At 37.5% G+C, this 24,266-nt stretch carries 21 protein-coding genes; 19 read left to right on the top strand and 2 right to left on the bottom strand.

All coding sequences use genetic code 11. The annotated features are described in order from the left end of the window. The first annotated feature begins 106 nt into the window (after window positions 1-106). On the top strand, window positions 107-1,066 hold the full coding sequence (locus HMPREF1212_RS00800; protein WP_046150178.1) for a tyrosine-type recombinase/integrase: 960 nt from the start codon (window positions 107-109) through the stop codon (window positions 1,064-1,066). 150 nt (window positions 1,067-1,216) lie between these two features. On the opposite strand, the gene HMPREF1212_RS00795 is transcribed toward HMPREF1212_RS00800, so the two are convergent. Next, a complete protein-coding gene (locus tag HMPREF1212_RS00795; RefSeq protein ID WP_046148085.1) occupies window positions 1,217-2,599 on the bottom strand; it encodes an RNA-binding domain-containing protein in 1,383 nt (460 codons plus the stop codon). A 44-nt stretch (window positions 2,600-2,643) separates the two neighbouring features. Between HMPREF1212_RS00795 and HMPREF1212_RS26895 the strand changes: the two genes are divergently transcribed. The 3 genes from HMPREF1212_RS26895 (at window position 2,644) to HMPREF1212_RS00785 (ending at window position 5,240) form a co-directional block, all read left to right on the top strand. Then, a complete protein-coding gene (locus HMPREF1212_RS26895) occupies window positions 2,644-2,793 on the top strand; it encodes a hypothetical protein (protein WP_157316933.1) in 150 nt (49 codons plus the stop codon). A 102-nt stretch (window positions 2,794-2,895) separates the two neighbouring features. After that, entirely contained in the window at window positions 2,896-3,300 is a 405-nt protein-coding gene (locus HMPREF1212_RS00790; protein WP_198293244.1) for an HU family DNA-binding protein, read from the top strand. A gap of 128 nt (window positions 3,301-3,428) precedes the next feature. Next, the gene (locus HMPREF1212_RS00785; protein ID WP_232430031.1) at window positions 3,429-5,240 is read left to right on the top strand and encodes a transglutaminase-like domain-containing protein; all 1,812 of its coding nucleotides are present in this window, start codon (window positions 3,429-3,431) and stop codon (window positions 5,238-5,240) included. A gap of 167 nt (window positions 5,241-5,407) precedes the next feature. Here the strand turns inward: HMPREF1212_RS00785 and HMPREF1212_RS00780 are convergent, their stop codons facing one another. Beyond that, window positions 5,408-6,514 carry a winged helix-turn-helix domain-containing protein gene (locus HMPREF1212_RS00780; protein ID WP_157316931.1) on the bottom strand — a complete coding sequence of 369 codons (1,107 nt, stop codon included), beginning with the start codon at window positions 6,512-6,514 and terminating at the stop codon, window positions 5,408-5,410. Between the two features lie 155 nt (window positions 6,515-6,669). On the opposite strand from HMPREF1212_RS00780, the gene HMPREF1212_RS00775 reads away from it, so the two are divergent. The 15 genes from HMPREF1212_RS00775 to HMPREF1212_RS00705 all read left to right on the top strand — a co-directional run bounded on the left by HMPREF1212_RS00775 (window position 6,670) and on the right by HMPREF1212_RS00705 (window position 24,261). Then, window positions 6,670-6,891, top strand: coding sequence for an NVEALA domain-containing protein (locus HMPREF1212_RS00775; protein WP_046148082.1), 222 nt, complete (start codon window positions 6,670-6,672; stop codon window positions 6,889-6,891). A 3-nt stretch (window positions 6,892-6,894) separates the two neighbouring features. Continuing rightward, the gene (locus HMPREF1212_RS00770) at window positions 6,895-7,950 is read left to right on the top strand and encodes a BF3164 family lipoprotein (RefSeq protein ID WP_046148081.1); all 1,056 of its coding nucleotides are present in this window, start codon (window positions 6,895-6,897) and stop codon (window positions 7,948-7,950) included. An 8-nt stretch (window positions 7,951-7,958) separates the two neighbouring features. Continuing rightward, window positions 7,959-8,840 (top strand): DUF1573 domain-containing protein, encoded by an 882-nt coding sequence (locus HMPREF1212_RS00765; protein WP_046148080.1) that lies wholly within the window; start codon window positions 7,959-7,961, stop codon window positions 8,838-8,840. A gap of 218 nt (window positions 8,841-9,058) precedes the next feature. After that, a complete protein-coding gene (locus tag HMPREF1212_RS00760) occupies window positions 9,059-9,283 on the top strand; it encodes an NVEALA domain-containing protein (protein ID WP_046148079.1) in 225 nt (74 codons plus the stop codon). A gap of 117 nt (window positions 9,284-9,400) precedes the next feature. Next, the gene (locus HMPREF1212_RS00755; protein WP_046148078.1) at window positions 9,401-10,537 is read left to right on the top strand and encodes a DUF4221 family protein; all 1,137 of its coding nucleotides are present in this window, start codon (window positions 9,401-9,403) and stop codon (window positions 10,535-10,537) included. A 97-nt stretch (window positions 10,538-10,634) separates the two neighbouring features. Next, on the top strand, window positions 10,635-12,680 hold the full coding sequence (locus tag HMPREF1212_RS00750; protein WP_046148077.1) for a hypothetical protein: 2,046 nt from the start codon (window positions 10,635-10,637) through the stop codon (window positions 12,678-12,680). A 44-nt stretch (window positions 12,681-12,724) separates the two neighbouring features. Then, on the top strand, window positions 12,725-14,686 hold the full coding sequence (locus HMPREF1212_RS00745; RefSeq protein ID WP_046148076.1) for a discoidin domain-containing protein: 1,962 nt from the start codon (window positions 12,725-12,727) through the stop codon (window positions 14,684-14,686). Window positions 14,687-14,716: 30 nt separating this feature from the next. Next, window positions 14,717-15,592: a signal peptidase I gene (gene lepB, locus HMPREF1212_RS00740; RefSeq protein ID WP_046148075.1), complete on the top strand. Its 876-nt coding sequence runs from the start codon at window positions 14,717-14,719 to the stop codon at window positions 15,590-15,592. Between the two features lie 10 nt (window positions 15,593-15,602). Further along, window positions 15,603-17,528: a hypothetical protein gene (locus HMPREF1212_RS00735; protein WP_046148074.1), complete on the top strand. Its 1,926-nt coding sequence runs from the start codon at window positions 15,603-15,605 to the stop codon at window positions 17,526-17,528. Between the two features lie 382 nt (window positions 17,529-17,910). After that, window positions 17,911-18,144 carry an NVEALA domain-containing protein gene (locus HMPREF1212_RS00730; RefSeq protein WP_046148073.1) on the top strand — a complete coding sequence of 78 codons (234 nt, stop codon included), beginning with the start codon at window positions 17,911-17,913 and terminating at the stop codon, window positions 18,142-18,144. Between the two features lie 78 nt (window positions 18,145-18,222). Next, window positions 18,223-19,341, top strand: a complete 1,119-nt coding sequence (locus HMPREF1212_RS00725; RefSeq protein ID WP_046148072.1) for a 6-bladed beta-propeller — start codon at window positions 18,223-18,225, stop codon at window positions 19,339-19,341. Further along, the gene (locus tag HMPREF1212_RS00720; protein WP_157316929.1) at window positions 19,298-20,326 is read left to right on the top strand and encodes a hypothetical protein; all 1,029 of its coding nucleotides are present in this window, start codon (window positions 19,298-19,300) and stop codon (window positions 20,324-20,326) included. Before HMPREF1212_RS00725 ends, HMPREF1212_RS00720 begins: the two co-directional genes overlap by 44 nt. 27 nt (window positions 20,327-20,353) lie before the next feature. Further along, complete coding sequence (gene lepB / locus HMPREF1212_RS00715; protein WP_046148070.1) at window positions 20,354-21,229, top strand: signal peptidase I; 876 nt, start codon at window positions 20,354-20,356, stop codon at window positions 21,227-21,229. Window positions 21,230-21,252: 23 nt separating this feature from the next. Next, a complete protein-coding gene (locus tag HMPREF1212_RS00710) occupies window positions 21,253-23,100 on the top strand; it encodes an O-antigen ligase family protein (protein WP_046148069.1) in 1,848 nt (615 codons plus the stop codon). Between the two features lie 87 nt (window positions 23,101-23,187). Continuing rightward, entirely contained in the window at window positions 23,188-24,261 is a 1,074-nt protein-coding gene (locus HMPREF1212_RS00705; RefSeq protein WP_046150176.1) for an efflux RND transporter periplasmic adaptor subunit, read from the top strand. The last annotated feature ends 5 nt before the right edge of the window (window positions 24,262-24,266 follow it).

The following is a 24,266-nucleotide window of genomic DNA, read 5'->3' as shown; positions in this document are numbered from 1 at the left end:
ATAATATTAAGTTATCAGTTGTTCACCCTCCTACTTTCTACCTGATAATTAGCTTTATATATGTTATTCACGTTACTTCGCAGCATTATTAAATTTTATGATGAATATGGAAATACAAACAGCTGACTCAAAAGGAGCAAAAAAGGTAAGTAGCGCTCTATCTGACTTCATATTTCACTGCCAATATGAAAAAGCATTGAGCAAGAAAACTATAACAGCTTATCAAATTGACCTGGAACAATTAAAAGACTTTCTCTATGAAGTATACTCCATAGAAGTGATGGAATCTGTCTCAAAAGATATGATAAAAGCCTATCTACAAAAGATTTCAGACTTCAAGCCCAAGACCATAAAGCGAAAAATCGCATCATCAAAAGCATTTTTCTCTTTCTATGAATTTGAGAATGACACATTTATCAATCCTTTCCGAAAAATAAAAATACAGATGAAGGAACCTTACATTTTACCGACTGTCATGTGCAGTAACGAAATAAAACTGATATTGGAATATTTATATAAAGAACGAATGAAAGAAGCCAACCATGACAGTTATACATATAAAGCTAAAACCCGAGATATCGCAATAATTGAATTACTATTTGCCACAGGTGTCCGAGTCTCTGAACTATGTCAGCTTCAATGGAATGATATTGATTTGACACAAGGTACAATTAAAGTATACGGGAAAGGAAGTAGAGAACGGATAATACAAATTTGTTCCAAGGGGATAATTACAATTATGAAAGAGTATTATAAACAAACTCAACCCACAACGTCATTTTTCACAAATAGGCTTGGCCATGAAATATCACCCCAATCGGTAAGGCAGCTTGTAAAAAGATGCATTAAAGAACTTAATCTATCAAAACATATCACGCCACACACTTTTCGCCACACTTTTGCCACATTATTATTAGAAGAAGATGTAGATATCAAGTATATTCAAAGCCTATTAGGGCATAGCAGTATTGTTACCACCCAAATTTACACACACGTCAATTCCAATAAACAGAAGAAGATTCTATACAACAAACATCCAAGGAACAAAATAGAAATCAAAATATGATGCATCATGTTAAGGATAAGATTGCCGACTTCTGCTACGACAAAGAAAATAACCGCATTATCATGTGCATGAATGACGATATACAGTTCGGTTATCTGGATTTGGATTGAATTTTAGGAATACTTTGAATATATTTACAACAAACAGAGGTTATTTTTTATAATAGCCTCCTGTTTTACGAGAGCCTCTATATTCTATTAGTCCTTTCTCTTTCAGCGATTTGATATAGCGTTCTGTTGTAGCAATACCTTTATTTATGTGCTTGGATATATCTTTTACTTTAGGTTGTGATTTTTTTTCCAAAAAAGATAGAATGAGAGTTTCAATCTCATTTATTCCCTCATTTATTCCCTCATTTATTCCCTCATTTATTCCCTCATTATAGGATCGTCTAATAATCGAGATGAACTGCAAGCCATCTAAATCATTGACAAATTTTAAATCGGGCTCTTCTTTGAGTGCACGTATAATACCTGAACCTAAGCCACGATAAGGCATTGTCTTTGCACAAAAATTAGCAATAAACGGATTACGAACAACTGCATTCCCAAACTTTATGTTCTCCACAGTCAGTCCATCGGGAAGGCATCCCGGGCTAATAATCTCTATACGATCATCAAAAATTAGTAGCCTCACTGGGGCATTCTTTGTATAATCACGATGCACAAGTGCATTTTGGAGTATTTCTTCTAATGCAATTTCTGAAACTTCGAGCTTACCAATTGAATTAAAACCCTGCCCAGCTTGGATATTACGCAGATTAGCTTTAAAGAAAGACATTCCTCTTTCAAAAAGTTCAGGCAAAGTACCTGAAATATCTTTGCTATCTCTATAATTAATTCCAGCCATATCAATACCCCAAAACGCAACAGCTTTTAGAACAAACGTTGGGCGGTATTGCTGAGGATATTTCCCAAAAAACAACAAGCCCGCCAAAGTCATTTTACCGTCTCTTATTATATTTAGATTTTGTAGCAATTCCAAATAAGGAATTCCAAATGTATCTATTTCACGTCCATATTCTTTTCGCACAAAATCATCCAATACGCTACTATTAATATCTTTATCTGATGTAAAAGGAATAGGTTGCTCGTCGGCGTACATCATACCCGAACATTGAAATAAACGAACTATTTCACTATTCTCCATCACCTTACGCTTGTCCGCCCCTTGCTTTGTCCAAATAACTCCACTCAAATCTTTATATGGTTTATTGTCTCCTTCGTCTATATGGGCAACAAGGATAGATCGATCTTCTATTATTACAGTTTCTGTTTGTATGTAAATTACTGGACGTAATAAGTTTGTGGCAACATTAGCCAACATTGAATTGATTTGTTGTATCTCTTGATAAGACAGTCCTACCACTTCGCCTGTTTTGTCTTTGATCCCAAACAAGATCATACCTCCACGTGCATTAGACATAGCAACCATTTCAGCAGCAATACTGTCCTGATTTGAGAAACGTTCTTTGAATTGTACTGTACTAGTTTCTCCACATCTTACAAGGAGTTGTAATTCTTTACTATTCATATTCTTATCTTGTTTGTGACAGACACACAAATGTAGAACAAAAAATGAGGAATAGAAAATATCAAAACTATAAGATTGCCGATTTCTGCTACGACAAAGAAAATAACCGCATTATCATGTGCATGAATGACGATATACAGTTCGGTTATCTGGATCTAAATAGTTACTACCAGATAAGCCAACCGATATCCTGACAACCCGACCTATTCCGATTTTGTGTTTTGGGCTGATAGTATCTTTGTCATGTTCTCGAGAACAAACAAAGTATTATTCTATTAACTCAAAGTTTAAAGATTATGTCAGTAAAGTATCGTTTAGTAAAGAGAATGAATTTAGGGAAAGACCAGGAGGAAAACCCTGAAAAGTTGTATGCACAGGCTGTTTATTCGGATCTGGTGGGTTTCGAAGAGTTGTTGGGTGAGATCAGTGAAGCCGGTATCCCTTCCAACCAGGTGAAGGGAGTGGCCGACCGTATGAACCATTTGTTTAAAAAGCATCTGGCTGCCGGTAGACGTGTTCAGTTCGGTGAGTTCGGTAACTTCCGTTATGGGGTAGGCTCGACAGGGGCTGTCACTGAAGAGGGGTATCTGTACAACAGAAAGGTATATATAAAAAATTTCGCGGTTAATTTGTTTTTACACAAGAACTTCAATACTTTTGTTGAGAATCACATTTACTCTGTAAACCACTATTTATTATGAATCGCCACAACTCAATCATTTTTATAATAGCTATATTCCTACTGAGCGGATGTAGTAATTTCAATAATAGACAATTAGAGTTAGCCCTTCAAACAGCGGGAAGTAATCGGCAGGAACTTGAAAAAGTAATGCAACACTATAAGGGCGATAAACAGAAAGAAAATGCAGCCAGGTTTCTGATACAAAATATGTTGGGGAAATATTATCTGGAAGGGGATAAAATTGATCAATTTCATCACTTCATCGATTCTGTATACCAGATAGAACAAGAAGAATATGATCAACAAACAATCAATAAAACCTACAGAACAAATAATAACTTACAACGAAGTTCATTCAAACAGCAAACAGACTTACAACAACTAAAAGCAGACTTCCTGATCACCCAGATAGACGCAGCTTTCCTGACATGGCAAAAACCCTGGAACAAACATCTTTCTTTTGAGGACTTTTGCGAATGGATACTCCCTTACCGTATTGGTAACGAACTACCGGAGACATGGAGAGAGCAATATTACAACACCTTCTCCGGATTATTGACGGATAGTATCTCTACTGCTCACGATGCCTGCGTAGCAATCAACAACGAACTGATTAAATTACCGATCCATATCTTCACCGATTTTCCGAAACCTGCCGATATAAAACCGAGCAGCCTGATTCATATAAAATTCGGTTTATGCGGGGACTATACCCATTTGGCTGTGTATGCCATGCGATCTGTCGGTATACCTGTTTCCACAGGGGTTATCCCTCACTGGGGACGTCGTAATAATAACCATTCATTCAATCTCCTGTACTGTGAAGATGGGAAATATTATGATTTTGCAGGTGGAGAACAGAATCCCGGAGATCATCTAAGACGTTTTGAAGACATACCGAAGGTATATCAGAAAACATTTTCCGTACAACAAAACTCCCTTATCATGACAAATACGTCTAAAGAAGAAATTCCAACATTTTTCAAGAACCCCTTTATGAAAGATATAACAGAACATTTTCCCTTTATCCATCCTCAAACCGTATCTATTCCATTAACAAAAGGAAATACACACAACCAATACGCTTATCTATGCGTATTCGACCCACAAGGGTGGTTTCCGGTAGATTGGGGAAGAATCTCTAACAAAACAGTGACATTCAACCATATCGGCCCGGATATTATCTATCAGGTTGCCAGTTATGAGAATAATTCTTTACGGCCATTGAGTTCTCCTTTTGCTGTCGATTCTACCGGGGAAATCACAACTTACGAATGCCTGAAGGAAAAAGCAAATCTACACCTTGAACGTAAGTATCGCGAACCCACGCAGCTGGCAGCTATACCTCCGGCATTTGTCGGGGGGAAATTCCAAGGATCAGACCATGCAGATTTCCAGATAGCAGAAGACTTGTATACTTTCACGGAAAATCCGGATTTCAAGTACACCACCATTGAAGTCAATCCTAAAAAGAGCTACAAATATTACAGATATCTGTCTTCCCCCAATATACGAGGGAATATGGCAGAACTGGAGTTTTACGATACAAACAGTCAGAACATATTAACAGGAGAAATTATCGGCACAGACAGTACAAGTATCTACAATCCACATGCCACTAAATACAATGTTTTTGACGGCGATCCCCTCACCTTCTTCCACACACGTGACAGCATGAGTTGGGTAGGCCTGGCATTATCAAAACCTACACACATAAATAAAATCCGGTACATCATCCGGAACGATGACAATGGCATCCGGAAGGATAACCTCTATGAGCTTTTTTATATAGACGAATCCGGGAAATGGGCTTCCGCCGGAAAACAAACGGCTGACCAGGACGATTTACTAATATACGAACAGATTCCACAGGGCACTTTATACTGGTTACGCAATTATACCAAGGGAAAGGAAGAAAGGATATTTACTTATAAGGATGGAAAACAGGTTTGGTGGTAAAATTATTCTAAAACATTTTTCGTAAGTTCGCTTTCAAATTTACGTTTGACATATATCAAACGAATAAAACACATATATAGTCTTTTCATTTGATAATTGTTATTCTTTCATTCGATGAACTTCAAATGAAAGATTCTATGTATTAAAAATGTCTATTGAATAGGCTATTATTCATTATTGTGATCTATCTGTTCAATATTTATTTTTATATCATTTTTCCCTTTGATTTGATATCCGCTACCCCGTATAGTATAAATACTTAATGGAATACCTTTCAGGTCTTTCCGTAAACGGATCACGAGTTGTTCCAGATGCTTTTTGTCTACACTCTCTTCATCCGACCAGAGATTTTGAAGTAAGAAATCATACGATTGGAAATAATCTTTCCCTTTCGCCAACAGATAAAACAAACTGAAAACTTTCCGAGCAAGCGATATTTCCTTATCTGCACAAACTAAAGTATGTTTCTTTTCATCCAGAAAAACAACTAAGGTTGTTGGATGAAAATTTAACTCCGGCTGTGTATGCACCTCTACTGGATCTGTAACCAACTCCACATCCTGCTGAACAGATTCGATAGGCAAAACCAGAGGAGTTTCCCGGATAATTTGATTTTCAGAAACAAATTGCTTCAAAGACTTCAACCTTCTCTTTTCCAAGACTAATAGAACCAGAGCCCCAAAGATAATTAAGGATAGTAAGACATAATAACCTTTACCCCATAATAAGCTCTCTAACCAACCGCCTTTAACATACCCCTCTAAAACTATGACATCTTGAATGTCCACCTTATATGTTAATTTCAAATAGTCGGGTAAGAGACATACATTATTTATACCATAAAACGTCTTTTTATCCGAATCATTATTATAAATTGACACTGCCGTTTTAAAATTAAACCCTCTCTCCTTCAAATTCAATCGGAAAATACTGTCCAGCTTTTCGATTTTTACAGGATTCTTGAGTGATAAATAATATTGGTCAGCAAGAAAATCTTTTTCAGCAGAAGTTAACGACGTAGTACCGTCCTTTTTTAAATGCAGAGTTTTATCTTCCGTCTCTATTTTGATACCAGAAGAAATTACAGGAGAAAATCCATGCGTCTTCTTTACACCGATTTCTCTCATCCTATCCGCACAATCATCCCATAAAGTTTGTTTCCAGATTTCAGTCACTTTTGTACGTAAGCTACAAGAATACCAATACCCTACTCCTATAGCAATTACAGAAACTGCAATAATCAAATTCAACCTGCTTGATAAACTCAAATTCATTATCATATTTATTTAAGTTACAAAAATACGAAAGAACCTCTCAAAATGAGGTGAAACAAATAAAAAAACACATATATAGGCAAAATCTAGGTAAAATCTAGGAGTTTCTCCGAAAAAGCCTCCTTATTTTTGCCGCAACAAACATAAAAACAGATATGAAAAATAAATTGAAATTTGTAGGATTAATAGTTTGCCTGATCGCTGGCTTTTGTTTTTGGGCAAATCAAAAAAACGAATTATGCCCTCTTGTATTAGAGAACATAGAAGCATTGGCTAATGGTGAACATGGAGATAGAGTTAACTGCTACGGCGATGGCTCTGTTGAATGCCTCGGAGGTTGGGCTGAAATGAAAATCTCAGGTTTAAGCCTCGAATAAACAATGAAGCATCTCCTATATATATTAATAGGTATTAGCTGCCTGGGCGCCTGCACGAGTTCTCCGGATTCGCACTTCCCGAGATACTCAGACTTTACCAAAACCAAGGCGCTCAGTGCACAGGTTATCAACCTGGATACTATCCTGTTCCGTTATCCATTCCGGGTAACGATCAGGGATAGTATTGCCGTTGTAATGGATCTGCATAATATAGATCATTATTTACATGCGTTTACCTATCCGGAGTGGAAACATATTGCTTCATTCGGCAGACGTGGAGAAGCCCCGGAGGAGATGCTATCAGCAGCAAACATTCAATTTAACTCCTTAGACTCTTTGTGGGCCCTCGATCCCAATAAGATGGAGATTACCCGCTGGAAAATATCTCCTTCTACCGGTTCTGCGGAACGGGTAGAGGAGATTAAACTAGACAAGAAACTTGTCCGCTCTTTGGACTTTCGCACGATGGAATCGGGCTTTTTGATTCCTGACTATATGGGAGAGCATCGCTTTTGGGAAGTGAACAAAAATGGTGAACCAATTAAAAGCAATGGTACAATCCCCAGCGAAACAACCAATGAAAAGACTTCTCGCCCGGCACTGGCACAGGCATGGCGAAGTTTTATGGACTATAATCCTGACAATGGTGTCTTAGCTATGGCTACCCAGTTAGGAGAAACAATAGAAATTTATAACTTGAATGACAATACACATAAAGTCCTGTATGGTCCGGCAGGAGAACCTGAGTTTCAAACGGGTAAAGACGGTTCGGGTATACCTAGCGGAATTATGGGGTTTAGTGACATAAAAGTAACAAACAAACATATCTACGCTGTATTTCAGGGTATTAAATTCAAAGACAAGCTAGCCACCTATCAGCGTGGAGAACGACCGGAAGACGGAGGAAGATTCATCTACGTTTTCGACCTGCAAGGAAACCCGGTTTGCAAATATACCCTCGATCATGCTATATACGGCATCGACATAAACGAAGAAACGAATACGATTGTCGCAACCGAAGTGAAAAGCGATGATCCGATTATAGAATTTAAAATTTAAAGAACAAGATGAAAACTTTAAATCTAATCATACTAGTATTATTACCTATCTTCTTTTCTTGCAAAAATGAGCAAAAAGAGAAAGAAAAACACATTGCGCAGTTGGTGAATGAATGGCAGGGCAAACAAATTGTATTCCCCGAAAATATAATCTTCACTCGTTATCTGACAGATACAACAGATTACCAGATTCCACAATCCGAATATAAAGTATTGGTATACGTCGATTCTATCGGTTGCACCAGTTGTAAACTGCAATTACATAAATGGAAAGAGTTGATCGATTATACCGATTCAGTAACACAGAATAAAGTACCTTTCCTCTTCTTCTTTCATCCGAAAGATGCCAAAGAAATACGTTACTTGCTGAAACGTGATGGTTTCGATCGTCCCATTTGTATTGATTTGGACGACCGGTTAAACAAATTGAACAAGTTCCCGGCTGATATGACTTTCCAGACATTCCTGCTGGATAAAAACAACAAAGTTTCAGTTTTGGGTAACCCCGTACACAATACGGCAGTCAAAGACCTTTATCTGAAACAGATTACCGGAAAAGACAACCCAAACAAAAACATACCGAAAACAATCGCAGAAGCCAGTCAAACTGAAATAGACTTCGGTACATTCGACAAATCGGAAACAAAAGAAACAACCATAGAGGTTAAAAACACTGGGGACAGTCCCCTCGTGATCGTGGACGTAAGTACCACTTGCGGCTGCACGGTAGCCACATACAATAAACGACCTGCGAAGCCCGAAGAAACCCTCCGGGTGGAAATCAAGATGACACCGAAAGACACAGGATTTTTCGATGAAGTCGTAACAATCAAATACAATAGTATTAACAACCAACCTGTCAAGGCTAGGATAAAGGGGAATGCTCAATAAAAGACAAAGGGGAGTCTGCCTTAGGTGTGACAACTGTTACGGCAAACTCCCCGTCCATTCCCTCTTTAATAAAGGAAAGGAGGTATATCAAAATCATTTAAGATCCGAAAACAGAATGATATTAGTTTCAAAAATTTGTATCATTCGACTATCCAAGCTGAATAAGAGTAGGCAAAGATAGAAAATAAACAAAAATACGAATTGTAAATACAAACATTATGAAGAAAAAAATATTCGGGGTAGCTCTTATCGCTGCTATGGCTGTTGCAGCCGGCTGGAATTTCAACCAGAACAAAAATGAAACGAAACTGTCTGATTTGGCTATGGCCAACGTAGAAGCATTAGCTGGTTGTGAAACAATTACTGGTGGAAGTTGTTGGATGAGTTCATACACTTGGCGCTGCTGCGAAGGTGGTGACTGGGGATGCGCTCCATGTGATTAATATTAATTAAAGCTTCCTATCTCTAATTCTTGAAAAATCAATAGATATTCTATAAAAGATAGGAAGCTTTAACTTACAAAGATACAGTAAATCTAATTAAAATCAATTTATTCAACAATGAAAGCAATTCTATTATTATATTTATCCATTTTCCTATTTGCATGTAATAAAGAAAACAAAAGAAATGTTCACCTAGAAAAATCAGGAAGAGAGCTTTCTTTATTACTTGATAGTGACACTAAATCTAATACAAAATCACTTTTTCTGTATAAAAATAAGACAGGAAAGGAATATATTACTTTTCAAAACCAATTCAAAAATGAAATTTATTTCTATAATATTGAAAATCAAAAATTTGAATTCAAAATAACACCTAATTTAGATGGGAACAATGGAGTTGGTATGTTTTTTGGTTATTATATACAAAATTTAGATAGTATCTTTTTGACTAATAGTGAAGTCGAAGAAATAGCACTAATTGATTCTTCTGCCAAATTGAAAGAGCAACTTGTATATGATAAAGCAAGTGATGGGACTCTTCTTAGAAGATCTTTTTCTACTACCAATTTTTTTAGGCCATTAACAATAATAGGAAATAAAATATACACGATTTCAAGATGTAATAGAAATATACATCCTAATCCCGTATCAATTACAATTGATATGAAAACTAAAAAAGTAGATTATTTACCTTTCGAATATCCCCAAATACAAAACAATATTAATAAGATGAAAGCATTTGGTTTAGAGGATCAATTCAGTAGAGTTTTTGATGGTAACCATTTCATCTATTCTTTTTATTTTGAAGAAGATATTTTTGTTGCATCCATTGACCACAAAAAAATTCAAAGGAAAAAAGTAAAAAGTAAATATATTAATAGTGTCCGCCTTTTAGATGATTTTGGAAAATCTACTATACAGGAAGCCTGTGAAAATCCCAATTATGGAAACATGATTTATGATCCGTACAGATCAGTTTATTATCGAATTGCATTTCCTGAAGTAGAATTTGACCATAAATTAGAAATGAATGAAGCTATTGAATTATTGGATTATGGCCGAAAAAAATTTTCTATAATAATTTTAGATAAAGAATTCAATATTATAGGAGAAACGTTGTTTCCCGACTATTCTTACAATCCAGGAATCATGTTTATTAGAGAAGATGGTTTATATATCTCAACTTGTCACCCTATGAATCCTCTGTATAATGATGATTTTTTGAATTTTCAAAAATTTGAGCTAAAAAAATAATTAATAATCTATTTTTTTAATTCTTGATATTATTCCATTTAAATAGATTCCTATCATATACATAATAGATCAACAATTGCACGAAGATATTATTAATATGAAAACAATCAAAAAAAACATATTTTCTTTGACATGCCTAATGTTTCTATTCACAAATTGTTCTTTCAAGCAGGATATGCTGTTAGAATCAACTCTCGACCTTGCCTATGAAAACAAACAAGAATTAGAAATAGTTTTGGAGCATTATCAAGATGATCCTGAAAAACTACGTGCAGCCCAATTCATCATCAAAAACATGATCGGTAAGCAAGTAATAGATAGCAGTTCAATCAAAAACATGCAACCCTTTTATGATGCTCTCACAAACCATCACAAAAAATACGGTGGATACGATAATGATGTACAATATTCCATATGCGATAGCATTAAACGCTTATATCCAAACACAGCAATATTCCCTCGATACCTACCGGATATTCAGAAATTGTCATCTGACTTTCTAATACGTCACATAGACAGGAGCTTTCAAATATGGCGTCAATATCCGTGGTGCAAGGATATCGACACCGAAACTTTTCATAAATATATTCTTCCCTATACAACCAGTAACTACTATTGGGAACAGGCATTGGATTTCTTTGATCGAAAGTATGCGGTATTGAGAGACACAGCACAAAACAAATCCAATACGGAAGTAAGTGAACTTATTATCCATCACATAGATACGACTTTTCTGAGAGAATGGCCTATCTATGATGAAGAACATAAAGGACTGCTTCCAACGACCTTCCAAAATATAGCTGCCGCACAAATGGGCTCTTGCTTAGAAAACAATATTTACCAAATTGCAGCTTTAAGGGCAAACGGTATTCCGGCTGTTTTAAACACTCATCCGGGATGGGGTAATTTTGGTTATACACATTTCTGGACTGAAATAATCAATGATAAACCGGTAAAAAAACTGTATGATAACACTCAAAGACCCTATACATCGAAAGATGATATGTTAATCAGTGATATGTTCTGGGTTAACACTTATAGCCCGGCAGTAAAAGATTTACCTCCGTTTATTTCCCTAAATTATTGCAGAACTGTACCGAAAGTGTATCGATTAAATTATGAGATACAAAAAAACAGTTTAGCACTGATTGCTCAGGAAGAAATTCCAGCCTTATTCAAAGATCCTGGAATAGAGGATATCACAGATAAATATATTGTATGTAAAGATATTAAAGTTCCTCTATGGAATGATCAACATCCCCAAAAGCATATTTACTTATATTGCTATGATGTAGGGAAATGGAATCCTGTATGCTGGAGTGTAGCCGAGAAAAAACAGGCTTCTTTTCATAAAATGGGGGTCAACATTCTTTATTTACCCGCTTTCTATGATAACGGAGCAATGATTCCTGCCGGGGATGCCTTTATCCTAACTGGCGAAGGGGAATTCAGGTTCTTGTCTCCCAAAACAACTGAAAAAGAGAATATTGCCACATTCTACACAAAAATGCCATACCGCCTACATACGGCAATAAAGGCTACCGGAACTATTGGTACGCAATTTTATATGTGTAACAATAGTGATTTATCTGACAGTACCCTTGTTCACACGATTAACAAACAGCCATTTTATATCGATAGTTTCAATATCACAGGAAATACAAAATACCGTTATATGATATGTGATTTTCAGAACGTCCCCTCATTATGTGAACCATTCTGTATCGCTGAAATAAAAGTGTTCGGAAAAGACAACAAATTGATAAAAGGAAACTGGACAGGCACAAAAAATTTACGGAAATATAAGATTGAGAACATCTCAGATGGAAGCCGGGTGTCATTTTATCAACCGGATAAATCCGAAAAACAGCAACGCATCATCCTCGATATGGAACAAGCCCATGAAATCGGGAAAGTAGAATTTTATCCAAGAAGCGATGATAATCGAATAGTCACAGGGGAATTATATGAGTTATTTTATTGGGATGGGAAATGGATCTCTTTAGGCCGACAGCAGGCAGAAGATTACAAACTCGTGTACCACAATATTCCTAAAAACGCTTTATTCATGATCCATAATCATACACAAGGGAAAGAACACAGGCCGTTTACCTACGAAAACGGGAAACAGATTTGGTGGTAATAAGATCGGAAAAGATGGACATGGCAAAAAATTCATAAATAAATATGAGACAGTTGCATAAAAGAATAACAACAGGAGGATTATCCTCGTTTTTAATCATCTTGCTTCTGAATCTTTCGGCCTGTAATTCGCAAAAGTCAGGAATAGACTTTGCGCTAAAAGAGGCAGGAAAGAACAGGGGTGAACTTGAAGCTGTTTTATCGCACTACAAAAGGCTAAACGACACACTCAAACTTAAAGCTGCTCAATATCTTATTCAATATATGCCTTACCATTTTTCTTATGGAACAAACATCAGGGATTATTATCATGCCATAGATTCAGTTGTTGCCTTATCTGATGATAAGCTTGAACAAGAGAAGTATATCAAGCTCCTTCAACTGAGATTTGAGAACAAGTATAGAAAATATCGGGATATCGAAGTCATCACTGCCGATTTTCTAATCCAATCAATCGATGCAGCCTTCAAACAATGGCAACAAGGCAAATGGGCCGCACATCTGAATTTCGATGAATTTTGTGAATATCTTTTGCCGTATAAGTGTTTCGAAGGGCAACCGCTCGAAGATTGGCGAAGTGCCTATTACAACCTTTGCAAGGGGGATATTGACATGGCTTATTTATGCGATGACTATGAACAGAGCTCATTTTTTGCCGCAACGGAAGTAAACAGACGGATGAAAGAGGCAACTCCCCAAAGTTTTGGTCGGCTAACGACGCTACCGATTTACGATCCCGGCATTATCCTAAAATTACCATTCGCCTATTGCAGCACTTACTGCCAGGGATGTGTGCTAACCATGCGCAGTAAAGGAATCCCTGTTGCCTATGATTTCACACCGCACTGGTCCAACAGATCCAATGGGCATTCATGGAACACCGTCTATACATCACGCTTCGGGAATTTGGAGTTTGCTCCTCATGAAACGGATCCCGGTAGCGTTCATTACCCGTACTTAAAAATGCCAAAGATTTTCCGATCGGTTTACAAGCCGAACGAAGAATATCTGAAAATCGCTTCCCGGAAATATATTCCACCGGAAATCAGGAATATATTCATTCGGGACGTAACAGCCGAATACATGCCAACCTTAGACGTTCAAATAAACTTGAAGCAGGCTTTACCCAGCAAACAGTATCCGTTTATTGCAGTCTACGACGGTGAGGACTGGCAACCGGTTTATTGGGGAAAAATGTCTGGTAGAAATGTGACTTTCGAAAGGATGGGATTGAATACTTATTATATGGCTTTTGCTTATGACACGGACGGAAACCGTTTTCCGATTTGCAAGCCTTTTGAAGTCACACTATCTAAACAAATAAAGTTCATGGAATTGGATACTTCTTCATTCAGGACTATCAGGCTGACCCGAAAATTTCCGCAAGGTGACAATATATTCTCCATCCACGAACAAATAGCCGGAGGTATTTTTGAAGCAGCAGACAATCAGGATTTCCATGATGCCCAAAAAATACAGGAATTACCTCAATGGAATTTAACAAATGGTTCTTTTTCCCTTTCAACGGAAAAGGCTTACCGTTATTGGCGTTTCAAGTCTTCCGACACGAATCATTGCGATATGGCAGAAGTCTATTTTTATGATTTACGAGATTCGATCATCCGGGGAAACGTGATGGATTACGGGAATGTACAGCCAAATGAAGAATGGAGAGCAGACAATATTTCGGATAGAGATCAATTGACGAATTTCAGAGCTAAAGGAGAACTAAGCTGGGTAGAATTCGATTTCGGAAAACCGGTAAATATTTCCAGAATCTCATACATTCGCCGTGGTGACGGCAATTCGATCCAACCGGGACTGAGCTATTCTCTTTATTACTGGAATACTGACCAATGGCTATGCATAGGAACAAAGACGGCAAGGGATGTTTTTGTCGAATTTGAACATGCTCCGCGCGAGGCCTTGTTTACTATCAAATGTTCACAAGGCGAAGAACAGAGGATTTTTACTTGTGATGAAAACAACAAGATCTGCTGGTATTAGAATAGCAGGCATTAAAAACATATTAGTCACATGAAGATACAAACATATATATATAACCTGATTAATAAAGTAATCAACATAGTCTTCTGGCTATGTATAATAGTAGCTTTATGGTTTGTGGTACAGGTCTTTGTGTTCGCCTCATTCAAAATCCCCAGTGACTCAATGGAACCGGAATTAACAACAGGCGATAATGTACTGATATATAAACCGACAATAGGCCCCCGCCTATTCAATTTATTTGCTTCCATGCGAAATGAGCAAACAGAGATTTGCAGAATCCCCGGCTTTAAAAAGATCAAACGAAATAATATTCTGGTTTTCAATTTTCCCCATCCAAATAACTGGGATAAAATTGAAATGCATATTCTCAAATATTATATCAAACGGTGTATCGGGTTACCTGGCGATACATTATCTATACGAAACGGATCTTTTCATGTTGAAGGTGTACAAATACCCCTTGGCAATATAGAGTCACAAAAGGAGATTGCTGTTACAGAGAAATTTCAGGACGGAGTATTCCACAGCTTTCCTTATGATAGTATCATCGATTGGAATATCAAAGATTTTGGTCCCCTTTATATTCCGGGGAAAGGGGATTCCATCACATTGGATCGGACAAACTATCGGTTGTATAAAAAGCTGATCGAATGGGAACAACAAGGAGAACTTCAATATAAGGATTCGGCAGTTTTTCTTAAGGGGAACCCGATCAACGGGTATCGTTTCCGGAAAAACTATTACTTCATGGCAGGTGATAACGGAATGAACTCGCAGGATTCGCGCTATTGGGGGCTGTTGCCTGAAGAATATATTGTTGGGAAAGCCTGGATTATATGGAAATCAGTAGATCCGTATACGGATAAGTTCAGATGGGATCGTTTTTTAAAAGTAATTCATTAAACCGAAAGCCATGAAAAGTCTATTTATTATAGGATTAAACATATTTATCAGCATCATTCTGGTGGCATGCAATACATCGAATAGCAAACGTCTGGAACAGGCTCTCCTGTTTGCCGGAGAGAACCGGGGTGAACTAGAGAAGGTGTTAACACATTATGAAAACAATCCTGAGAAACTGGAAGCAGCCCGTTTCCTGATCCGTAATATGCCACGCTGGTATGGATATGAGGGGTGGCAACTGGATTCTATCAAACCGGTATTGATACAAAAAGATAAAGGAGAGGCCGTTCCGAAAGAAGTGATTGAAAAATGGCAACGGGTTTCTTTTTATTCGCTTCCGAAAGTATATGATGCAAAAGTAATCACGGCAGACTACCTGATAGAGAATATCGATCTGGCTTTCGATGTATGGAAAAGATATCCGTGGAACCGGAGTCTGGGATTCGATGATTTCTGCGAACTGATCCTCCCCTATCGTATCGGGGATGAACCGTTGTCGTCGTGGCGGAAATTATATCATGACTATTATACAGCGATACTCGACTCGGCTTATCAGGGAGACGATGTGATAGAAGCAAGCAAAGCTGTGGATGAAGAATTAAAAAAGGTCTATTACCGTTGGGATACAGATTTTAATATACCTCATCAAAGTGCAGACTTCTTGTTTTACCATCGCGTCGGATTTTGCAGAGAAGCTTGCGATGTCATACTTTATGCCATGCGTGCCTGTGGTATTCCGGTAGCCTGCGAATATTTTGTTTACTCACCCGAATACCAGCATCCGCACTTTTGGACAACCTTACGCGATACGACCGGAAAGTTTATTCAGTTCGGCTTTAATGAGTTTGAAGCATCCCGAATCAACCCCGGAAGCGACGGACGAAAAAAAGGAAAAGTTTACCGTTATTGTTTCGGAGCACAGGAAGAGCCTTTTTCCGAAATAACAACGGACGAAAAGGTGCCGGTTCTATTCAGGGATCGTTTTATAAAAGATGTATCTGTCAATTATTACGGGGAAAATGAAGTTTCCATCTCTGTTCAGTCCGGCTATGAAGAATATGTTTATCTGGGAGTCTTCAGTCCAAACGGGTGGATTCCGGTCGATATAGCGTACAATAACAAAGGGAATGTGACTTTCCGGAATCTGGAACCGGATGTCATCTATCAGCCATTAGTCTCGGACGGACAAAACCACCGGGCGGCAGGTTATCCGTTTATTTATACCCCGGAAAAAATATCCGTATTAAAACCGGATACCGGAAATTTGAAAAGAGCTATTGTCAAACGGAAAATGTCACTCTGTGGTGGATATAAAGATTTTCCACATCGTGGAATTATCGGTTCTCGAATAGAAGCTTCCCTAAGCAAGGACTTCTCAAATGCAGATGTATTGTATCAGTTCAATGACACGCTCAGATCGAACTATTGCGAACTGATACCACCTGATATAAACAAAAAATATAGATATATACGTTTTGTTAGTCCTCCAGATAATATATTGGAACTTGCTGAGTTTGCGGTTTTCGCAGATTCCACAGACAGAGGAGAAATCAAATTGAACAGGATAGGTGATTATCCGTGGCCGGAAAGCTGGTTAGACAATATTACCGATGGGGATATATTAAGTTATTTTTCTACAAGCGACAGTTCTTGTTTTGTCGCATACGATCTGGAAAAAGTTACTCCCATCAGGAAAATAGTTTTTTCTCCGCGCAATGATGACAATTATGTTTGGCCGGGAGACGAATACGAGCTTTTCTATCAGGACGGGACAAACGGATGGCAGTCGCTTGGAATCCGGACGGCAACCGGACGGGAACTGGAGTATCTCGTACCGGATAATGCGTTGCTATGGCTTCGCAACAGAACTAAAGGACGGGAAGAGCAGGTTTTTATTTATAAAGATAAGAGACAATGGTTTACTGTTGATTTATGAAGTAGGTGCAGGAAGGATAAACAAAGAAAAAACACCTATATAAGTTATATCTAGGCAAAATCTAGGTAAAATCTAGGAGTTTATCTGAAAAAGCATCTCTACTTTTACAACAACAAACAAGTAAAAGTGATAGAATGCAATAGTATTAACAACCAACCTATCAAGGGAAGGATAAAGGGGAAGTTCGGTGATCGAACAAAAGGGAGTTTGCTGCACGACCGCAAATTGTACAAGCAAACTCCCGGAGACCCCAAAAAGGAGGTGTATGATGGTAATATAACCGACAAAACAGAATGAGTCACATCATTCGACTATCTAAACGGCAAACAGTAAGCAAAGATAGAAAAGAAACAGAATTAAAACTTAATAAGATACTAGAAACATGAAGAAAAAGATCTTCGGAGTAGCTCTTATCGCTGCTATAGCGGTTACAGCAGGCTGGAATTTCAGCCAAAATGAAGAGAATATTAATTTATCAGATGTAGCACTAGAAAACATTGATGCTTTAGCTATTTGGGGTGAAAACCCTGATGGGACATTCCATCTTTGGTATGTAGTACAACATACATCTAGTGGCATGAATTGCACAGGTACAGGTATATTGAACTGTAGATAAAATTAAAAAGAGAATGCTCATAGGTCTTTTTCAATATCAGACGTATAGCATTCTCTCTCAAAAAACAAACATTTTATTATGAAAGCGTTAATTTCATTTTTTATCATTTTATTGGTTTCTTGTACAAACCAAAAACAGATAGAATGTCCAACCATGACATTTGATATTTCTCAAAAAACAACTTTAAATCCAGAAGATATTGAATGTAAGTTCATTGCGCTTGAAACAACCGATAAATGTCTTATAAGAACAATTATTGATATTCACTTTTACGATAACAAAATATTTGTTGTTGATGGCCTAAAGAATGGTAAAGTCTTCATATTTGATGATCAAGGAAAATTTATCACTCAAATAGGAAGTTTCGGAAATGGTCCTGGAGAATATATACAACCATATAGAATGCATATTGACGAAAAAAATAATCAAATAACAATAGCAGACACACGACTTAATAAGCTTATACACTATCGACTAGACAACTACAAATACATATCTGATCAGAAAGCTTTTAACTTTTCAAACTGTGCATGGTTATCTGATGGAAATATTTTATGGTTTGATGCTGTTGGATTTGATACAGGAAAAAGAGAAAATTATTTTATTCAAATTACGAATAAAGAATTGAATACAATCGCCTATTATGGAGAAACAAAAGAAATGCCTCACTATGGTATAGGAGAGCAGGCATTCTATCAATTTAATGGCAATATGTATATTTCTTTTCCTTACTCCCCTGTAGTATATCAAGTAATAGAAAAAGGTATTCAACCACGATTTAAACTTGACTTTGGAATACAAAAAATGCCTTCTTATGACTTTTTCCTCGATTTATTCTCAAAGGGTTCATCCGGGCCTGAAATCATGTTAAAAAGTGATTATATCAATTCCTTTAATATATTTGAAACAAACAGCTACATAGCAGCAAATTACTACAGTAAAAATTTTGAATGCTATTTTGGTTTTTACAATAAAGACACAAAAGAATACAATGCATTATCTAATAAAGATTTAGCTAAGATTATGGAATTACCCAATACCCGCCATATATGCAAAACTATTAAAGATTATTTCATAATGCAACTAGATGCTAAAGATATGCTAAATAAACATTCAACACATAATGAATTAAATAAAATATTAAAAGACACGAATGAAGAAAGTAATCCTATTATATGTATGTTCAAATTTAAATAAAATGAAAATTCTACTTTACATTACAATTGTTGCAATATTTACTTCGTGCACAAATAAAGTAATAACAAAGAAAATAAAAGGAGAAATTTTATTTTCAAAAAATGGAAATTCTTATTTCTATGATTTGAAAATAGACAAATCACATTATATATTTTTAGATGACAAAAGTGATACATTGATGTATGTATATAATAAAAACAACACATCCACTCCAGTACTCTATGTTCTTCGCAGATCTGAAAAAACAAATCTAATTAATCCATTCTTTACAAAAGATGTTCTCTCTAGCAAATATAATGACACAATAACAGTTATTGATAATCATACATATATAAAAAAGATATATTTAATGGACAATAAGCTAGAGATATGCTCTTCACTATTTATCAGAGACTTAACACGAAGCTTTGATTATAACATAACATCCAAAGAATTATATGCCTCACCATTTTTCAGAGAGAAATGTTATTCTTTCTATTATTACAATCCAAAAGAAAAATATTATTGGGTTGATCCTTCCGAACAAGCAAAGAAAGTTTTATCCTACAACCCTATTGCATATACAAGTAATATCTGTGTAAATGAAGAATGTAACACAATAGTTACTTCATATAGATTTAGTAATCTCGTATCTTTTTATGACTTAAAAGGCAAAATTAAAAATACGGTTCAAGTTGGGGAAAACATAGTAATTCCTTATATAGAAAATGACAGAATAGATATGCAAAAATCTATAAAATGTTTTATTTCTATTGCAGGCACAAAAAAATATGCCTATTGCCTATATAATGGTAGATCTGATTTTTCTAATAATTCTACCATTTATGTCTTCACTTGGGAAGGAAAACTCATTGCGACATGGGAACTTGATCGAAATCTAAGAGCCTTAGCGACTAGTGAGAATGATGACATAATATTAGGAATAAGCAGTAATAGCGAAGATGGACAGGATATTATATCATATTCTATAAAAAATAAATTATAATCAACTAAACACTAATAATTCAAATAAATGAAATTTAACACTAAAAAAATAATTGACAAAATTATAAGTTTAATATATTGCATATTTTCATTTATTTGCATTTGTATATTTATTCAAATTTTTATTATTGCCTCTTTCAATATTCCTACAAACTCTATGTATCCTGAATTAATACCGGGTGATAATATTTTAGTATTCAAGCCATTCATCGGAGCGAGAATTTTCAACATATATTCCACCTTAGAACATAAACAAGTTAAGATATTCAGAGCTCCTGGAATAAAAAAAATCAAAAGAAACGATATTTTAGTATTTAATAATCCATATCCAAATAATTGGAATAAAATCGAAATGCACATCCTAAAATATTTCATAAAACGATGTATAGCCATACCTAAAGACACCTTATACATTCAAAATGGTGTCTATCGCATTAATCATTCAAATTTTTCTGTTGGCAATATTCAGTCACAGAAAGTAATTAGCGGATTAAACAAAGACAGTCTGTCCAAAGAGGAGTATTATAGCTTTCCTTTTGATAGTATCATTAGATGGAATATCAAGAATTTTGGTCCACTCTATATTCCGGGTAAAGGAGATACTGTAACATTAGATCGTACAAACTTCCAATTATATAAGAAACTTATCGAATGGGAACAACAAGGCGATCTTCAATATAGGGATTCAACTGTTTATCTTAATGCTAATCCAATTAAAAGTTATTGTTTTCAAAATAATTATTATTTTTTAGCAGGAGACAACGTGATTAATTCACAAGACTCAAGGTATTGGGGATTACTTCCAGAAGAATACATTGTAGGAAAAGCTTGTATTATATGGAAATCATTCGAACCATATACAAATAAATTCAGGTGGGAACGTTTTTTTAAAGTTATTCATTGATAGTAACAGATAATATAAAGAGGATGATATATAAAAAATATATTAGTTACTCCCTACTCGTCATCAGCGGAATTTTTCTGCTGTGCACCGTTTTTGCTGCAGACATCAGTCTGGTAAACGGGCTGGTGATGGGGAAAGTACATTGGTTTCATCTGGCAATGGTGTTTCTGGTTATATGTTGTCTGACGGCAACCGTCCTTACTAAACCGGCGAAACCATTTACTTTCTCAGTGGCAGACGGAGCAATACTGGTCTTAACGGTTATCGTTGCATTTACTTACGACTGGCAATTGAATCCGGAACCGGAAAAAATACTGTTTGCAGGACAATTGGTTGTATTGTGGTTCCTATTACGGTTTATCTTTACCGAATGGCCACAGTCGAAGATTTTTTTCCTGGCTGCGATTGCAGGAACCGGATTGATTGAAGCGGTATCGGGGATGCGGCAATTACATGGATTTGAAGGTTCGAACCATTCGCTGTTCAGACTGACCGGGGATTTTTATAATCCGGGACCTTATTCGGGGTATCTCGCAATGGTGTTACCGGTTTGCCTATGGATGATCCTACAGTTCAACGGCTATAAAAAAGGGGAATGGAGGCAGGCAGAGATTTACCTGCACTACCTGGGGTGGATCAGTTTGCTGGCTATTATTGTCGTATTACCTGCCGGGATGAGCCGGGCGGCCTGGATCGCTGCGGTCGTGTCGTGCGGATGGGTTTACTGGGTACAACGTATCGGATGGGAAAAGACGAAACGGTTTATAAAAGGACACCGAATCTTAACTACAGTATCATCTTTTGTGATACTGATCCTGGTAGCCGGTGCATTGGTAGGTATTTACGTGCTGAAAAAAGAATCGGCCGATGGCCGGCTACTTTTATGGAAAATAACGGCACAGGCTATAACGAAACAGCCCTGGACAGGAACCGGACTCGGCGGTTTCCCGGCGGCTTATGCCGAAACACAAGCAGAATATTTTTCTTCCGGTAAGGCTTCGGAAACAGAAATGCTGGTGGCCGGATGTCCGGAATATGGATTTAATGAGTTCCTACAGATAGGATTGGAACAAGGAGTGTTTGGTTTATTGGTTTTTGTATTGTTGTTAAGTTATTCCTTGTTCCGGGGGGTGAAAAACAGGCAGATCGGGGCGGCCGGGGGGATATTGGCGTTGATGGTGTTCAGCCTGGCGTCGTATCCGTTGCAGTTGCCGGAGTTCTGGGTGGTGTTGGTGGTATTGATGGGAGTGATTTGTACATCTGTTGCCAGTGACACACCCCCTACCCCCTCTCGAGAGGGGAGGAAGATACTTTCGGTCGCTATAACAGGGATATTGATGCTGTGTTGCGGATGGATTTTCTGGCAGCAGAAAGGGTATTATCAGGGATATAAAAAGTGGAATACGATGAAGATGTTGTACAATAACAAGGTTTATGAAGCGGCTTGCGACGGGTATGAAGAGTTGGTACCGTTGCTGGGGCATAAGCCGGAACTGCTGTTTGAAGCAGCACAGTGCTTGAGTAAGGCGGAGCACTTTGCTGATGCGAATGTGTTGCTGGAACGGGCGATGAAGTTAAGCGGAGATCCTATGATACATTATATGGCGGCAAAGAATGAGCAGGCACAGGGAAATTTTCCGGAGGCCGAACGATTATTGCTGCACGCAATCGATATGTTGCCGGAACGGATCTATCCGTATTATCTGTTAACAAAACTCTATGCGGAACCAACTTTCTTTCAGGAAGATAAGTTTATCAAAGCTACCGATGCCGTACTGACGAAAGAGCCGAAAGTGGAAAGTACAGCTATCCGGGAAATGAGAACAGAAGTTAAAAGCATGCTCAACAACATACGACAAAATCGTAATTAATATATTTATGAACAAATTACGAGAACATCGTAACAATAAATTTGTATATTTGCGAATATTGAAAACAGAATCACAGTTTATATGAATATGAAATACTACAATTTGCTGGCAATACTGGTCTTTTTCGGAATGATAGCCTGTTCCGGTGAGAAAAAAGGAGACAGTGCAAAGGAAGAAACTGTAGAAACAGTTCTACCGGACGAGACCAACGAGGTGACCGTGATGACACTGAAGACAACCGACTTCAACCACGAACTGGTGAGTAACGGCAAATTGTCCGCCCGCCGTCATGTCGACCTGCGGTTCGAATCGGCCGAACCGATCGCTTCCATCTTTGTGAAAAACGGCGACCGGGTAACGAAAGGGCAAAAGTTGGCGGAACTATCCACCTTCCGGCTGAAAAATAAAACGGCAGTAGCAAAAGATGCCTTGGAACGGGCCAAACTGGAACTACAGGATGTCCTGATCGGTCAGGGATATGCACTGGCTGATTCCGGGAAAGTACCTCCCGCCACCATGCAACTGGTAAGGGTTAAAAGCGGTTACGACCAGGCATTGGTTCAATATCAACTGGCGGAATATGAAGAGAAGAATGCGGTGCTGACCGCTCCTTTCGACGGGATCGTTGCCAACCTCTTTGCCAAACAATATAATACGGCTTCCACTTCCGAAGCATTCTGTACGATCATCGATCCGCGTAGCCTGGAAGCGGCGTTCACCGTGCTGGAAAACGAATTGCCCCTGATAAAGAACGGTGACCGGGTGGAAGTGACTCCTTTTGCCTTCAACGAGGGAAAAACGGAAGGGCGTATCTCCGAGATCAACCCGCTGGTAGACGAGAACGGCATGGTACAGGTGAAAGCGGCCGTTACCGACAAAGGGAAACTGTTCGAAGGAATGAATGTGCGGGTCAGTATCCATCGTTCGGTTGGCAAACAGCTGGTTGTACCGAAAGAAGCCGTCGTTTTACGTTCCGGCAAACAGGTCGTGTTCATTCTCGACAGCACAAAAACAAAGGCATACTGGACTTACGTACACACCGGACTTGAGAATGCGGAGAACTACACGGTGGTGGACGGCCTGAAAGAGGACGATATCGTAATAACCAGCGGCAATATCAATCTGGCACATGAGGCTCCTGTCACTATCATTGAGAACTAAAAGTT

The organism is Parabacteroides sp. HGS0025, from assembly GCF_000969845.1.
In the GTDB taxonomy this organism is placed as follows: Bacteria; Bacteroidota; Bacteroidia; order Bacteroidales; family Tannerellaceae; genus Parabacteroides; species Parabacteroides gordonii.
The sequence above is the reverse complement of the archived record's forward strand: the minus strand, read 5'-3'. Positions and strand labels throughout refer to the sequence as shown.

Bases quoted from the DNA above. Each gene is read 5' to 3' on its own strand.
- HMPREF1212_RS00800 (WP_046150178.1), top strand. From the start codon at position 107: ATGGAAATACAAACAGCTGACTCAAAAGGAGCAAAAAAGGTAAGTAGC.
- HMPREF1212_RS00795 (WP_046148085.1), bottom strand. From the start codon at position 2,599: ATGAATAGTAAAGAATTACAACTCCTTGTAAGATGTGGAGAAACTAGT.
- HMPREF1212_RS26895 (WP_157316933.1), top strand. From the start codon at position 2,644: ATGAGGAATAGAAAATATCAAAACTATAAGATTGCCGATTTCTGCTAC.
- HMPREF1212_RS00790 (WP_198293244.1), top strand. From the start codon at position 2,896: ATGTCAGTAAAGTATCGTTTAGTAAAGAGAATGAATTTAGGGAAAGAC.
- HMPREF1212_RS00785 (WP_232430031.1), top strand. From the start codon at position 3,429: ATGCAACACTATAAGGGCGATAAACAGAAAGAAAATGCAGCCAGGTTT.
- HMPREF1212_RS00780 (WP_157316931.1), bottom strand. From the start codon at position 6,514: ATGAATTTGAGTTTATCAAGCAGGTTGAATTTGATTATTGCAGTTTCT.
- HMPREF1212_RS00775 (WP_046148082.1), top strand. From the start codon at position 6,670: ATGAAAAATAAATTGAAATTTGTAGGATTAATAGTTTGCCTGATCGCT.
- HMPREF1212_RS00770 (WP_046148081.1), top strand. From the start codon at position 6,895: ATGAAGCATCTCCTATATATATTAATAGGTATTAGCTGCCTGGGCGCC.
- HMPREF1212_RS00765 (WP_046148080.1), top strand. From the start codon at position 7,959: ATGAAAACTTTAAATCTAATCATACTAGTATTATTACCTATCTTCTTT.
- HMPREF1212_RS00760 (WP_046148079.1), top strand. From the start codon at position 9,059: ATGAAGAAAAAAATATTCGGGGTAGCTCTTATCGCTGCTATGGCTGTT.
- HMPREF1212_RS00755 (WP_046148078.1), top strand. From the start codon at position 9,401: ATGAAAGCAATTCTATTATTATATTTATCCATTTTCCTATTTGCATGT.
- HMPREF1212_RS00750 (WP_046148077.1), top strand. From the start codon at position 10,635: ATGAAAACAATCAAAAAAAACATATTTTCTTTGACATGCCTAATGTTT.
- HMPREF1212_RS00745 (WP_046148076.1), top strand. From the start codon at position 12,725: ATGAGACAGTTGCATAAAAGAATAACAACAGGAGGATTATCCTCGTTT.
- lepB (WP_046148075.1), top strand. From the start codon at position 14,717: ATGAAGATACAAACATATATATATAACCTGATTAATAAAGTAATCAAC.
- HMPREF1212_RS00735 (WP_046148074.1), top strand. From the start codon at position 15,603: ATGAAAAGTCTATTTATTATAGGATTAAACATATTTATCAGCATCATT.
- HMPREF1212_RS00730 (WP_046148073.1), top strand. From the start codon at position 17,911: ATGAAGAAAAAGATCTTCGGAGTAGCTCTTATCGCTGCTATAGCGGTT.
- HMPREF1212_RS00725 (WP_046148072.1), top strand. From the start codon at position 18,223: ATGAAAGCGTTAATTTCATTTTTTATCATTTTATTGGTTTCTTGTACA.
- HMPREF1212_RS00720 (WP_157316929.1), top strand. From the start codon at position 19,298: ATGAAGAAAGTAATCCTATTATATGTATGTTCAAATTTAAATAAAATG.
- lepB (WP_046148070.1), top strand. From the start codon at position 20,354: ATGAAATTTAACACTAAAAAAATAATTGACAAAATTATAAGTTTAATA.
- HMPREF1212_RS00710 (WP_046148069.1), top strand. From the start codon at position 21,253: ATGATATATAAAAAATATATTAGTTACTCCCTACTCGTCATCAGCGGA.
- HMPREF1212_RS00705 (WP_046150176.1), top strand. From the start codon at position 23,188: ATGAAATACTACAATTTGCTGGCAATACTGGTCTTTTTCGGAATGATA.